Genomic DNA, 13534 nt, shown 5'->3' with positions numbered 1-13534 from the left:
ACGGGTGGGAGTGGCTCCCAGGCTACGACGCCCGCGGGGAAATGCCCTTGATCGGGGTCAAGAATGACAGGCCCGGGGCGCCCGCCTCGGCACCCCGGGCTGCCTGTTACGCCGTGACCGCCGGCGCGTAGCGCACCGCCAGCTTGCGCAAGGCGACGTAGAACACCGGGGTCAGGAACAGGCCGAACAGGGTCACCCCGAGCATGCCGGAGAACACTGCGACGCCAGTGGCGCGGCGGATCTCGCTGCCCGCGCCGCTGCCGATCAGCAACGGCACGGAGCCGGCGATAAACGCCACCGAGGTCATGACGATCGGCCGCAGGCGCAAGCGGCAAGCCTCCAGCGCCGCCTCGATGATGCCCTTGCCCTGGAGCTCCAGCTCCCGGGCGAACTCGACGATCAGGATCGCGTTCTTGCAGGCCAGGCCCATCAGCACCACCAGCCCCACCTGGACGAAGACGTTGTTGTCGCCACCGCTGAGCCACACCCCCGACAAGGCCGCGAGCATGCACACCGGCACGATCAGGATCACCGCCAGGGGCAGGGTCCAGCTCTCGTACAGGGCCGCGAGGACCAGGAACACCAGCATCACCGCCAGCGGGAACACCACCGCCGCGGCATGGCTTTGGGTGACCTGCTGGTAGCTCAGGTCGGTCCATTCCAGGGTGATGCCGCGGGGCAATACCCGGGCGGCGATTTCTTCCAGCTTGGCGATCACCTGGCCCGACGACAGCTGCTTGGGATCGGAGTCGCCGATCAGGTCGGCGGCCGGGTAGCCGTTGTAGCGCACCACCGGATCGGGGCCGTAGCTGGGCGTCACGGTGATCATCGCGCCGAGCGGCACCATCTCGCCCCGGTCGTTGCGCACCCGCAGGTTGGCGATGTCCTCGGCGGTCTGCCGGTAGGAACTGTCGGCCTGGGCCATGACCCGGTAGACCCGGCCGAACAGGTTGAAGTCATTGACGTAGACCGAGCCCAGGTAGGTCTGCAAGGTATTGAACACATCGCTCAACGACACCCCTTGCGCCTTGACCTTGACCCGGTCCACCTGCACCTCCAGCTGCGGGATGTTGGCCTGGTAGGAGCTGACCGGGTAAGTCATGCCCGGGGTCTGCGCCACCGCGGCCTGGAAGGCGCTCAAGGCATTCTGCAAGGCGCCGTAGCCGAGGCCGGCGCGGTCTTCGAGGTACAGCGAATAGCCCGAACCGTTGCCCAGCCCCTGGATCGGCGGCGGCAACAGCGCATAGGCAAACCCTTCGTGGACCTGGGACAGCTTGGCGTTGAGTTCGGCACTGATCTCCACCGCGCCGCGCTGACGCTGGTCGAACGGTTTGAGGATCACGTAGGCGGCCATGACATTCGGCGTGTTGACCGATTGCAAGGCATTCAGGCCGCTGAAGGCCGGCACGGTATCCACGCCCTCCACCGAGAGTGCCGTCTCGATCAGCTCGCTGGTCACCGCATCGGTGCGGGCCAGGGACGCGCCTTCCGGCAGCTTGGCGCCGGCGAACAGGTAGAGCTTGTCCTGGGTCGGGATAAAGCCGCCCGGCACCAGGTTGAACAACCAGGCCGTGCCGACCAGCAGCAAGGCGTAGAGGAAGAACACCGAGCCGCGCCGCCCCAGGGAGTAGGACACCAGGCCGTGATAACCGTCGGAGCGGCGTTTGAACATCCGGTTGAAGGCGCGGAAAAAGCCCCCGAACACCTTCTGGATACCCCGCTCCAGCCAGTCCTGGGGCGCGCCGTGGGGCCTGAACAGCTTGGCCGCCAGGGCCGGCGACAGGGTCAGGGAGTTGATCGCCGAGATCACCGTGGAAATCGCGATGGTCACCGCGAACTGCTTGTAGAACTGGCCGGTGACGCCGGAGAGAAAGGCCATGGGAATGAACACCGCACAGAGCACCAGGGCGATGGCAATGATCGGCCCGGACACCTCCTTCATCGCCCGGTGCGCGGCCTCCCGCGGGTCGTAGCCCTTCTCGATGAAACGCTCGACGTTTTCCACCACCACAATCGCGTCGTCGACCACGATGCCGATGGCCAGCACCAGGCCGAACAGGGTCAGGGTGTTGATCGAATACCCCAGCAAATACAGCCAGGCAAAGGTGCCGATCACCGACACCGGCACCGCGATCAGCGGGATGATCGAGGCGCGCCAGGTCTGCAGGAACAGGATCACCACCAGCACCACCAGCACCACCGCCTCCATCAGGGTGTGCTGCACCGCGCTGATGGATTCGCGGACGAACACCGTCGGGTCCCACACCGCCTTGTAGGCCACGCCTTCGGGGAAACGCTGGGACAACTCGTCGAGCTTGCCGTAGACCGCCTCGGCGACCTGCAAGGCGTTGGCCCCCGGCGAGAGGAAAATCCCCACCGTCGCCTGGTTACGGTCATCCAGGCGCGCGCGCAGGGTGTAGTCGCCCGCGCCGAGCTCGACCCGGGCCACGTCCGACAGCTTCACCAACTGCCCGTCCGCCCCGCTCTTGAGGACGATATCGGCAAACTCCTGCTCGCTGCGCAAACGCCCGCGCACGCTGATCGACACCAGGAAATCGGCGCCTTGCGGCGAAGGCTCGGCCCCCAGCTGGCCGGCCGAGACCTGCACGTTCTGCTCGCGGATCGCGTTCACCACATCGGCCGCGGTGAGGCCGCGGGCAGACAGGCTGTTGGGGTCCATCCAGATGCGCATCGCGTAGTCGCCGGAACCGTAGACCCCGACATCGCCGATCCCGGACAGCCGCGACAGCTCGTCCTTGACGTGCAGGGTCAGGTAGTTGCGCAGGTACAGCGAGTCGTAGCTGTTGTCCGGGGACAGCAGGCTGACGTACATCAGCGGCGTCGGCGATTGTTTCTGGGTGGTCACGCCATACTGCCGCACCTCCTCCGGCAGCCGCGACAGCGCCTGGCTCACGCGGTTCTGCACGCGCACCGCGGCGGTGTCCGGATCGACACCGGGGACGAAGGTGATGCTCACCGCCAGGCTGCCGTTGGAGCCGGCGACCGACTTCATGTACATGATCCCTTCGACGCCGTTGATCGCCTCTTCCAGGGGCACGGCGACCGACTCGGCGATCTCCTTGGGGTTCGCCCCCGGGTAGGTGGCGCGCACCACCACGCTGGTCGGCACCACCTCGGGGTATTCCCCCGACGGCAGCACCGGGATGGCGATCAGGCCAAGGGCGAAAATGATGATCGACAGGACGATGGCGAAGATCGGTCGGTCAATGAAGAATTTGGAAAAATCCATGGCCGCTCTCCCTTATTTCGCCACTGGCGTCTGGGGCGCGGCGGTCGAGGCCTGCTGCGTCGGCGCGGCGATTTCCTTGGGCTCCACCGCCATGCCCGGGTAGAAGATCTTCTGCGCCCCGTTCAGCACCACCCGGTCGCCGGCCGCCAGCCCGGCGCTGATCACCCGCAGGCCATCCAGCTGCCGGCCGAGGGTCACGTCCTTGCGCAGGGCCTGGTTTTGCGGGCCGATGACGTACACGTATTTGCGGTCCTGGTCGGTTTGCACCGCACGGTCGTCGATCAGCACGGCGCGGGTCTCGCTGCCGCCTTCAAGGCGCACCCGGGCGAACAGGCCCGCGGTCAGCCGGCGCTCGGGGTTGGGCAGCACCGCGCGCACGCGGATGGTGCCGGTGGCCGGGTCGACCTGGTTATCCAGGAAGTCCACGGTGCCGGTCAGGGGGAAGGTCCCGACATCGTTGGCCAGGCCCACCCGCACGGTATTACTCACCCCCGGGCGCTGGCCCTTGCCCAGCAGCTCGGTGTAGCGCAGCAGGCTCTGCTCGTCGGCGTCGAAATAGACGTACATCGGGTCCTGGGAAACGATGCTGGTCAATATGCTCTGGTCGGCCTGGGCCAGGTTGCCGAGGGTCAGCATGGCCCGCCCGACGCGCCCGGAAAACGGCGCGCGGACCTGGGTGAAGTCGAGGTTGAGCTGGGCCGTGGCCACCTCGGCGACGGCCGCGTTCACATCCGCCACGCCCTGGGCCAGGGAGGCGCTGCGAATGTCGCCCTCCTCCCGCGACAGCGCCGACTGCTTGACCAGCGCCTGGCCGCGGCGGTCCTGCTCGGTGGCCAGGCGCACCGTGGCTCGAGCCCGGGCCAGCCGGGCCTGGGCACTGGCCAGCGCCTCGCGGTACGGGCGCGGGTCGATGACGAACAGGGTCTGGCCCTTTTCCACCTCGTCGCCCTCGCGGAACGCCACCCGGTCGACATAACCGCTGACCCGCGGCCGCAGGTCGACGGCATCGATCGCGCTGATGCGGCCATTGAACAGGTCCCACTCACGCACCGCCTGCACGCTCACGGTCGTCACCTCGACCACCGGCGCCGCGGCGGCGACCGGCTCGGTCTTCTCGTTACAACCGCCCAGCGCCAACAGGAGGCACAGCGCTCCGAGTCGATGGGTTGAAGAACTGCTTCGACCGAGCACCCGGCGAATTCGATTCATGAAAGTGGACTCCGCTGTCACTGCACTGTTGATTTATAGGCAGGCGGAATATAAAAGTTAAAGCTAACTTTAAGTAAAGCCCCTTCGGAGGACCCATGAACAAATCAAGCGAGCCGTTGCTGACCATCACCGAAGTCGCCCGACGCAGCGGCGTCATGGCCTCGGCGCTGCGTTTCTACGAGTCCCGCGGGCTGCTCCACTCGCTCCGCGTCGGCAGCGGCCACCGCCGCTACCCGCGTTCGGTCCTCAGGCGCATCGCCTACATCGTGTTCGCCCAGCGCATCGGTTTCTCCCTCGACGAAATCATCCAGCAACTGACCGGCCTGCCCATCAACACCGCGCCAGCGGGCGCGGACTGGCGGCGCCTGACCGCCACCTGGAAAACCCGGGTACAGCAACGCATCGCCGAACTGGAACGGCTGAACATGAACCTGGAGGAATGCATAGGCTGCGGCTGCATGTCGCTGGAACACTGCGGGCTCAACAACCCCGAGGACATCTACTCGCGCAACGGCTGCGGCGCCCGGCGCTGGCTGGGGGACCAGAAGATTGTTATCGCCGCTGGGCAGGAGGCGGATTGATCCGGACTGCGACCTTCTGGCCCGATGCCGGGTTCTCTCAGGCCAGCACGCCAGTCAGAGGCATGACCCCCACTGTCAGATGCGCTTGGCTCCAGGGCTACTGGATGCAATCAGTGCTCAGAGGTGCATCCACCTGGAGCAAGCGTGGTCAGCACCTCGTCCAGCTTTACCAGGACAACGCCTGCGCAACCTGATTGGCCTCGGTCTCGGTTTGCCCCCCGCTCATGACGGGTGCCCGCAGCAATGACCGCTGGCCTTTGCGATCCACGATCCAGAACGCCATCGCTATCGGCGTTGCCCGCTGGGCGCCGGTGATGGGGTCGACATCGGCAACACCTTCGTCCCTTACCCCCTTCGTTACGTCGAACACCCATTTACGACCGACTGCCGGCGCTGCCTCGCGCTTGACCGACTTGGGCAAAAACGTCGTCTTGCGCACGTTGCCCGCTTGCAGCTGCAGCTGTCCTGCCATGAAGGCGCGCAGCATCGACTCGAGTTCGTCGTCAGATGAGGCATCCAGTCCCGCGCTCAGGCCCAGTTGCACCCCTGTCTGCACATTCTCGTAGTAGAAACGATTGGCGCTGCCATAGCTCAAGCGATAGGTGCCCACACGCATGGGTAATTGCATGCCCGTCGCTCTGTTGATCAGGGCATTCCCGCCTTCAGCTATCCCCCACCCCCACAGCGCATCGCTCTCCTGCCAATCGAGGAAAGTCCTGTTCAAGGCGATGGCCTCGCGGTTCCGGCCTTGGCGGTAGGCAATATCCGCGGCATAGTCCAGCGCAGTCTGATAGATCCCGCCGTCGGGATCGCCACCGTTGTACTGCCAGGCGGGCAGGGCCTGTTCCAGCGAACGGCGAGCGTCCTCCAAGGCGCCGCGGCGGTACTGTGACACGCCGACAAAGGTATTCAGGCGGGCGATTTCCAATGCAAAAAACGCATCAGGCAGCGCCTGTTCCGCCAGCTCGCCGGCCTTGGACCAGCCACCCGGCGTCGCCCAGAGCAAATCGATTGCCCGCTCCTGTTCAGCCATGGTGCGCTCACGGAACAACGGATGCTCGCCCTGCCATTGCAGTGTTGCGAAAAACTTGCCCAGTTGCTCCATGGCCTGGGCCTCGTCCTGCACACTGAAGTCAACGACAACGTGCAGGCGCCAATCCCCCCGCAATGCCACCCAAATGCCCCTGACACCTTGCTCGCCCGAGTCCTCCCATTGCGCTCTCCCTTTGACTGACGTCAGGCCGTCGAAGGGTAGATCGGGCATGGCCGACGCACGCGCTTGCTCAGCGGGTGTCCCCTGATAGCGCTTGAGCGACTCCTGGCGCTGGGTAGCATCCCGTCCGCGCTGTGTTTCGTCGTAATACAAAGAAATCTCGGCGCTTAGAGGGCCGTTCACCAGCGCCTGGGTGTAGCGCACGCGAGCGCTGAAGTCCCGCTTATCGGCCGGTTCGAACTCCGTTAACTTCCACTGCCCCACCATCAGCGGCAGCGATAAACCGGCGAGCTCGTAACGCAAACGCGGCTCGTCTGGCGCCAGGCGCCATAAGCCGGAATAGGGCCTGCCGACGGCAAAGAGCTTTTCCTGCAGACGGGTGACCTCCGCCCTTTCACCTGCACGCATGCTTGCCTCGATGGCCACGCCCAGCAGCTTCGCGCTGTGGTAGTTGCGAAATCGCCTCCCGTTGGAAAGCGCTTCCGCCGCGTCTTCATACGCCACCTGCTCTTCGGCAGCGGCCCGGGCCTCGGCGTACTTCCCCTGCTTGAACAACAGGTTGACCAGCAAGGTGCCCCCGTCCAGCCTCGCCTTGATGCCGTTGACGCCCTCCCTGCGGCCCGCCTCCATAGCCACCCGCGCCGCGACCGTGGCCGCCGCCAGAGATTCCTCGCGATCCAGGCGCTGCGCCTTCAGCAATAGTATGTAGGAGAGTTCCTGCTTCGGTTCCGCAGCCCAGGCGGGGGTGCATAGTGACAACAGGACTGCGGCCAAAAGAGCGGCATATCGATTTCGTTTTCCGCACTTCATATCAGGTTCCGGGACAGGCGCCATACATTTGAAACTCATTATTCAACTTCTCCATTCAACTTCTCCGAAACACAGCCAGAGAGTTTTTTTGAGCATTTCGCTCATCCTGATAAAGGGACAGTTGGCACCCTTTGACTCCTGCTCCCGGCAACGACTCGAACAGCAAAGTTGGGGTTAGCCGCCGAACCACTTGGATTGGCGCTAGCGAATAGCATCGACGTCCAGATCGAACGCGGCACCCAGGACGTGGTCGCCCACCAAGGCGGCAATCGCACGATCGTTGCTATCGGCATCCGGCGGTGCCATCGCGAATTGTTCAGGCACGCGATTGAAGGGGTGCGCCAACCAGCGCTCCAGACTCATTGCCAGTACCTCGGGCTGGTTGGCGATCAAGCCGTAGACCTTGGCCTCGAGGCGCTTTTCTTCTTCAGCGCCTCTTGCCAGCGACGTAAGGAAGCCCGGCAGTGGGGAATGTAGCTGGCCACCATCTTGCGATCGGCATTGTCCAGTATCTGGCGTATCAGTCCACCGCAATCGGGTAAACCGCCTTGCGCCTTCAGCGCCTTGGCACCCATGCGCGTCATCGTTGACCGCGCCTACAGAGGCAATCGAACATCGGCCGGCCTGCTATTTGAGCCGCAGGCGCCGGGCCAGTTTGTGCAGGTTGCTCGGGTCGACTTCCAGCAAGCGGGCGGCGCGGGCCCAGTTGTTGCGGCAGCGGCTCAGGGCCTGGTGGATCTTCTGCCGCTGATAATCGTCGACGGCTTCGCTCAGGGGCTGGAACGGCCCGTCGTCGGCCGCCAGCGGCGACGGTTCGAGCGGCTCCGCGCCCTTCACCGAGCTGTCGAGATCGAGCACGTCCGGCTCCAGGGTCAGGATCTGGCTGCGACTGCCGCCACGGCTGAGCTGCTTGAGCGCGGCGCGGCTGATCACGTGTTCCAGCTCCCGCACATTGCCCGGCCAGGGGTAAGCCAGCAGCGCCCGTTCGGCCGCCGGCGACAGGCGCAGGCCACGCAGGCCGAGACGGCTGCGGTTGAGCTCGAGGAAATGCCCGGCCAGCACCAGCACATCCGGGCCGCGTTCGCGCAGCGGCGGGATCGGCACCGGGTACACCGAAAGCCGGTGGTACAGGTCGGCGCGAAACAGCCCGTCGCGGATGCTGTCCGGCAGGTGGCGGTTGGTCGCGGCGATGATGCGCACGTCCACATGCAGCGGCTTGTCCGCCCCCAGGCGCTGGATCTCGCCGTTCTGCAGGGTGCGCAGCAACTTGGCCTGCACGCTCAACGGCAGCTCGCCGACCTCGTCGAGAAACAGCGTGCCGCCGTTGGCCGCGTCGAAGCGCCCGGCACGGTCGCTGGTGGCACCGGAGAAGGCGCCCTTGACGTGGCCGAACAGCTCACTCTCGGCCAGGGACTCCGGCAGCGCCGCGCAGTTGACCTGCACCAGCGGCTTGTGGGCACGCCGCGACAGGCGATGCAGGCGGCGGGCGAACAGCTCCTTGCCAACCCCGGTCTCGCCCAGCAGCAACACCGGCAACTCGGAATCGGCGAGCACATCCAGCTCGTTGAGCAACTGGTGCAGGACCTCGCTCTGCCCGAGGATCTCGCCCTCCTCGACCGGCCCGCGCGCATCCTGCGGCTCGCTGCGGGACAGGCGCAGGCTGCGGTTCTCCTGCTCCAGGCGGGTGACCCGCAGCGCCGCCTCGATCTGCAGGCTGCAACGCTTGAGCTCGTCGCGGGCCTGGCGGTCGAAGGTGCCGGGGCGCAGCGCGTCGAGGGTGATCGCGCCCCAGACCCGCCCTTCCACATACAGGCTCACGCCCATGCAGTCGTGCACCGCCAGCGGCCCGTTGTCCGGGTGGTCGAGCAGCCCGTCATAGGGGTCCGGCAGGCGGCTGTCGGGCTCGAACCAGGTCGGCTCGCGGGACGCCATGATCGCCGCCAGGCGCGGGTGCTGGGCGATCACGAAACGTCGGCCGAGGGCTTCGTGCACCAGGCCGACGGTGGCCAGCGGCCGCAGGCTGTCGTCGTCCAGGCGCAGCAGGCCCACGGCCCCGGCCTTGAAGTATTCCCGCAGGGTCTGCACCAGACGCTGCAACCGCACGGCATTGGGCAACTCGACAATCAGGTCGGCCGCCAGACTTTCACGCAACATGGTAGTCATCACCCTTTCTGGTGGTTTTAACCCCGTGGTTTCGGGGTCATCCGCACCACGACAAAAAATTAATCCATTATTTTCAAAAAGTTACAGCTGGCATGGCGGCTGCAACGGCCCAGGGGAACCGTTGCCACTCCAACAAGGAAAACCTGATGAACCCGACACTGCTGGAACGACCCGCTCCTTCCCAACCAGACGCTTCGAAGCACAACCTCCTGGAGCAAAGCCTCGGCCAACTGGCCTGCGACATCCCCGGCGCCAGCCGGGTGTTTCATGAGTTCAACCTGGACTTCTGCTGCGGCGGGCAGAAAACCCTGCGCGACGCCGCCCTCGGCAAAGGCCTCGACCCGGTGCAGATCGCCGAGGCCCTGCACCTGCTGCAAGACAGCGCCGCCCGGCAGCAGGACTGGCGCGATGAACCGAGCGAGGCGCTGATCGCCCATATCCTCACCCGCTACCACGCCCGCCACCGCGAACAGCTGCCGGAACTGATCCGCCTGGCCTGCCGCGTGGAGCAGGTGCATGGCGCCCGCAGCAGCTGCCCCAACGGCCTGGCCGATCACCTGCGGGACATGCAGCAGGAGCTCGAAGGCCACATGCTCAAGGAAGAACAGGTGCTGTTCCCGATGCTGCAACAAGGCCTGGGCCGCCGGGCGGCGCCGCCGATCCATGTGCTGCGCCTGGAACACGAGCAACATGGCGAGGCCCTGGAGAAGCTGCTGGTGCTGACCGACCACATCACCCCGCCCGCCGACGCCTGCAACACCTGGCGCGCGCTGTACCGCGGGCTGAGCGAATTTCGCGACGACCTGATGCAGCACATCCACCTGGAAAACAACGTGCTGTTCGTCAATGCCCTGAACGCTTGAGCCCCGCCCTCCCGTGCCAGCCCTGTGGCTGGCACGTTCATTCAGCCGAGCCAATAGAACATCGCCTTGGCCAGGACCACGATCAGCAGCATGTGCCCCAGCACGCTGCGGCGGATCCAGCAGGCGCGGCCGGCGCTCAGCCGCGCGGTCTTGAGCCAGTACGCCAGCAACAGGTAATGGCCGATGATGCTCAGGGCCAGGACAATCTTCAGGCTCAACAGGCTGGCGAAACTGCTGCCCAGGGGCTGGCTCAAGGCGCCGCGATGCTGCCAGGCCAGGCCGATACCGGCGCCGTACAACAGCAGCACCACGCCATGCAGGACCTTGCGCGAACGCACCGCGATGGCCTGGTCCGCCGCCACTTGGGCGTCGCTCGCCAGTTGCCGGCGCGCCGTATGCCAGATGCACACCTCGAAGAACAACGTGCCGATAAAAGCGATGGCCGCCAGCAAATGCGTGACCAGTAACCAGGGGTAGATCATTGCCCTTCTCCTTGCTCTGCGTTCAGGCTCAGCCCGGATGCCCGTCGACCCGCGCCCGCAGCAGCATCGGCCCGTAGCGCCAGACGTACAGGGCAAAGGCCAGGGCCCAGCACAGGCCCGCCAGCCACAACGCCGCCACCGGCAGCCAGAGCACCAGCAGCACCCGGCTGAGGCAGGCCAGGTTGAGCAGGATGAACGCCAGGGTCATGCCCGCCGGCGGCTCCAACGGCCGCCCGGTGTGGCCCAGGCTGACCCGGGCGATCATCGCCAGGATCAGCCCGGCCATGGCGCCGATGGTCAGGCCATGCAGCGCCAGGCTGGGGTTGAGCGGCGCGCCGAAATGCCACAGCGCCATACCCAGGCAGGCCAGCGCCAGCCAGGCGTAGGCCAGGTGCAGCGACCACAGCAGCGGCACCCGCCACAGCCCGCGGTCCTGCCAGCGCCACAGCCGCAGCAGGTGCCCGGCCGCCAGCAGCAGGAACAGCGCGCCGCCCCAGGTATTGGCCACCAGCGCCGGCCCGGCGGCATACAGCAGCGCCACCAAGGCCGAGCCCGCCAGCAGCAGATAATCGAGCCACGGCCAGGGCGTCACGGCCGCGACCCGACCGAGGCCGCGCTGGGTGAAAAACGGAATCACCCGCCCGCCGATCAGGCTCATCATCGCCGCCACCAGCCACAGGCCGCTCAGCACGCCCTGGCGCTGCCAGCCTTCGTGACCTTGCAGCAGGCCGGCCACCGACAGGCCATCGGCCGCGGCGAGCAACAGCAGCACCAGGACAATCGGGTAATTACGTTGCTGGCGCACCTTCCACAGCATGCGCCCCATCAACCATGCCAGCGCCAGGGGAAACCCCAGCTCCAGCACGGCCAGCAGCGGCCAGGGCGCGCTGCCCAGCCAGGCCAGGCGCGCGGCCAGCCAGAGCAGGGCCAGGGCCGCCAGCGGCTTGCCGCAGAGGCCCGGCTGGCCGGTCCAGGTCTGCGCTGCGGTCAGCAGGAAGCCGGCGATGATCGCCAGGCCGAAACCGAACAGCAGTTCGTGGCGGTGCCAGCCCAGCCAGCCCCCCGCCGGTTGCCAGTCGCCCAGGGCACCCTGCAGGGCCGTCAGCCACAGCGGCACCACCAGCAGCGCCAGGACACAACCGGCGAGAAAGAACGGCCAGAAGGCCAGGCGTAACAGCGGCACGATCGCCAGCGCTGCACGACGGTCAAGTACTTGCATCAAGCCCACTCCTTTACCCAGCGGCCGACCCGGCGACGGTCGACACGCGGCGAATGAAATCCCCGGCCATCATCGGCCATTGGCGCGCCCTTGCCGTTGTCGCAAATCAAGCTTGCCCGGGATGCGGCGGGCTGTTGTGCCCGCCATCCTTTCTGGCAGTGCAAGGGCCGTGCCCCGGTGCCCGATCGCAATCTGGAGCGGCCACAAGCCGGCGGGCCGGGGGTTCGGCCAGGGCGGCGTTGGGGTTCGCCTTCCAGCGAAAGGGTCAAATTGACCATTCGCTAGTCATTTACACCCGAAATCGCCAGGTCTTTTTGACCACGCAATCGCAGATCCCCCGCATACAGGGACCCTGGCGCCTGGCCCGGGTCTTGCTGAACACAGGCCACACCCATCCCTCCCGAATTACCGGAGCCACCATGAACACCGCCGGAGCCTTCCTGAAAAAAACCCTTCAGCCACTGACGTGGTTTGTCGTCCTCGGCGCGATCCTCGCCCTCGCCAGCCGTGTCGCCCTCGGCCTTGTCTGACAGCCCTGCTCCGGCAGCTCTTGCCTGGCAGCCGCCCTCCCCTCCAAACCATTAAGGATGAATATTCATGGTGCTTCATCGCGTGCATCACCAGATCCTGCGCAGCCATCACCTGTTCGAGCCCCTCAACGAGGAACAGCTGGACGAGCTGATGGCGGCCAGCCAGTTGCTCAGCCTCGACAAGGGTGACCCGCTGTTTCGCCAGGGCGAGCCGGCCGAGGCCTTCTATTTCGTGATCGCCGGCGCGGTGAAGATCTACCGCCTGACGCCGGACGGTCAGGAGAAAGTGTTCGAGGTCATCGGCCCGCGCCAGACCTTCGCCGAGGCCATGATGCTGATGGACACGCCGGACTATGTGGCCTCGGCCGAAGCCATCGGCCCGACCCAGCTCTATCGGCTGTCCAACGACACCTACCTGCGGCTGCTGCAAAGCAACAGCCGCCTGACCTTCGCCCTGCTCGGCAAGCTCTGCGTGCGCCTGCACCAGCGGGTCAACGAGATCGAAACCCTGTCGCTGAAGAACGCCACCCACAGGGTGGTGCGGTATCTGCTGACGCAGTTGATGCAGCTGCAACCGGTGGAGCGCCAGTTCGAACTGCCGATGGCCAAGCAGCTGATCGCCGGCCACCTGGCGATCCAGCCGGAGACCTTCTCGCGGATCATCCGCCGCCTGATCGATGAAAAGATCATCAGCCAGGACGGCCGCCAGATCGTGATTCTCGACCGCCCGCGCCTGGAGCAATTCGAATGAGCGCCGGGCCGGTCTGCCTGTATTGCCAACAGTCCAACCCGCCTCGGCAAAGCGCCTGCCGTCATTGCGGCATGCCGTTGCCGGCCACCGCGGCGCACGCCGAACAACGCCGGTTGCGGCGCTTTACCGGGTTCTGCATCGGTCTGACGCTGTTCTGCGTGGCGATGTTCTTCTGGCTGCCGCGCTCCTAGCGGACGCTTTTGCCTGAAACACCGTTGCGGCCGCTACGCAGCCGATCGCAGCCTCGCTGCGCTCGACAGCGGCTACAGGTCTGGAGTCGTGCGCGGTCTTGTAGCCGCTGCCGAGTTGCCCGTTTTGCGGCCGCTACGCAGCCGATCGCAGCCTCGCTAACGCTCGACAGCGGCTACAGGTCTGGAGTCGTGCGCGGTCCTGTAGCCGCTGCCGAGTTGCCCGTTTTGCGGCCGCTACGCAGCCGATCGCAGCCTCGCAGGCTCGGCAGCGG

General features: G+C 66.0%; 11 protein-coding genes. 4 read left to right on the top strand and 7 right to left on the bottom strand.

From position 1 onward, the window contains the following. Positions 1-106 precede the first annotated feature (106 nt). Positions 107-3250, bottom strand: coding sequence for an efflux RND transporter permease subunit (locus PVZ80_RS09785; RefSeq protein ID WP_009049437.1), 3144 nt, complete (start codon positions 3248-3250; stop codon positions 107-109). 12 nt (positions 3251-3262) lie between these two features. Then, positions 3263-4459: an efflux RND transporter periplasmic adaptor subunit gene (locus PVZ80_RS09780; RefSeq protein WP_096374565.1), complete on the bottom strand. Its 1197-nt coding sequence runs from the start codon at positions 4457-4459 to the stop codon at positions 3263-3265. 95 nt (positions 4460-4554) lie between these two features. On the opposite strand from PVZ80_RS09780, the gene soxR reads away from it, so the two are divergent. After that, on the top strand, positions 4555-5040 hold the full coding sequence (soxR, locus tag PVZ80_RS09775) for a redox-sensitive transcriptional activator SoxR (RefSeq protein WP_009049439.1): 486 nt from the start codon (positions 4555-4557) through the stop codon (positions 5038-5040). A 166-nt stretch (positions 5041-5206) separates the two neighbouring features. On the opposite strand, the gene PVZ80_RS09770 is transcribed toward soxR, so the two are convergent. The 3 genes from PVZ80_RS09770 to norR form a co-directional block, all read right to left on the bottom strand. Further along, positions 5207-7102, bottom strand: a complete 1896-nt coding sequence (locus PVZ80_RS09770) for a hypothetical protein (protein ID WP_273863773.1) — start codon at positions 7100-7102, stop codon at positions 5207-5209. Positions 7103-7264: 162 nt separating this feature from the next. Further along, positions 7265-7456 (bottom strand): hypothetical protein, encoded by a 192-nt coding sequence (locus tag PVZ80_RS09765; protein WP_273863772.1) that lies wholly within the window; start codon positions 7454-7456, stop codon positions 7265-7267. Between the two features lie 234 nt (positions 7457-7690). Then, complete coding sequence (norR, locus tag PVZ80_RS09760) at positions 7691-9217, bottom strand: nitric oxide reductase transcriptional regulator NorR (protein WP_009049460.1); 1527 nt, start codon at positions 9215-9217, stop codon at positions 7691-7693. Positions 9218-9372: 155 nt separating this feature from the next. Here norR and ytfE point away from each other — a divergent pair, with 155 nt between their 5' ends. After that, on the top strand, positions 9373-10089 hold the full coding sequence (gene ytfE, locus PVZ80_RS09755; RefSeq protein WP_009049461.1) for an iron-sulfur cluster repair protein YtfE: 717 nt from the start codon (positions 9373-9375) through the stop codon (positions 10087-10089). 41 nt (positions 10090-10130) lie between these two features. On the opposite strand, the gene PVZ80_RS09750 is transcribed toward ytfE, so the two are convergent. Together PVZ80_RS09750 and PVZ80_RS09745 are read right to left on the bottom strand one after the other, a co-directional pair. Next, on the bottom strand, positions 10131-10571 hold the full coding sequence (locus PVZ80_RS09750) for a CopD family copper resistance protein (RefSeq protein ID WP_273863771.1): 441 nt from the start codon (positions 10569-10571) through the stop codon (positions 10131-10133). 28 nt (positions 10572-10599) lie between these two features. After that, entirely contained in the window at positions 10600-11790 is a 1191-nt protein-coding gene (locus PVZ80_RS09745) for an NnrS family protein (RefSeq protein ID WP_273863770.1), read from the bottom strand. A gap of 597 nt (positions 11791-12387) precedes the next feature. Here PVZ80_RS09745 and PVZ80_RS09740 point away from each other — a divergent pair. Next, positions 12388-13071 carry a Crp/Fnr family transcriptional regulator gene (locus PVZ80_RS09740; protein ID WP_009049464.1) on the top strand — a complete coding sequence of 228 codons (684 nt, stop codon included), beginning with the start codon at positions 12388-12390 and terminating at the stop codon, positions 13069-13071. Beyond that, positions 13068-13262 carry a hypothetical protein gene (locus PVZ80_RS09735; protein WP_028682730.1) on the top strand — a complete coding sequence of 65 codons (195 nt, stop codon included), beginning with the start codon at positions 13068-13070 and terminating at the stop codon, positions 13260-13262. The genes PVZ80_RS09740 and PVZ80_RS09735 overlap by 4 nt, the downstream gene beginning before the upstream one ends. Positions 13263-13534 lie beyond the last annotated feature (272 nt).

Source organism: Pseudomonas sp. B3G-3, assembly GCF_028640915.1.
GTDB classification, from domain to species: Bacteria; Pseudomonadota; Gammaproteobacteria; order Pseudomonadales; family Pseudomonadaceae; genus Aquipseudomonas; species Aquipseudomonas chlororaphis_I.
The sequence above is the reverse complement of the archived record's forward strand: the minus strand, read 5'-3'. Positions and strand labels throughout refer to the sequence as shown.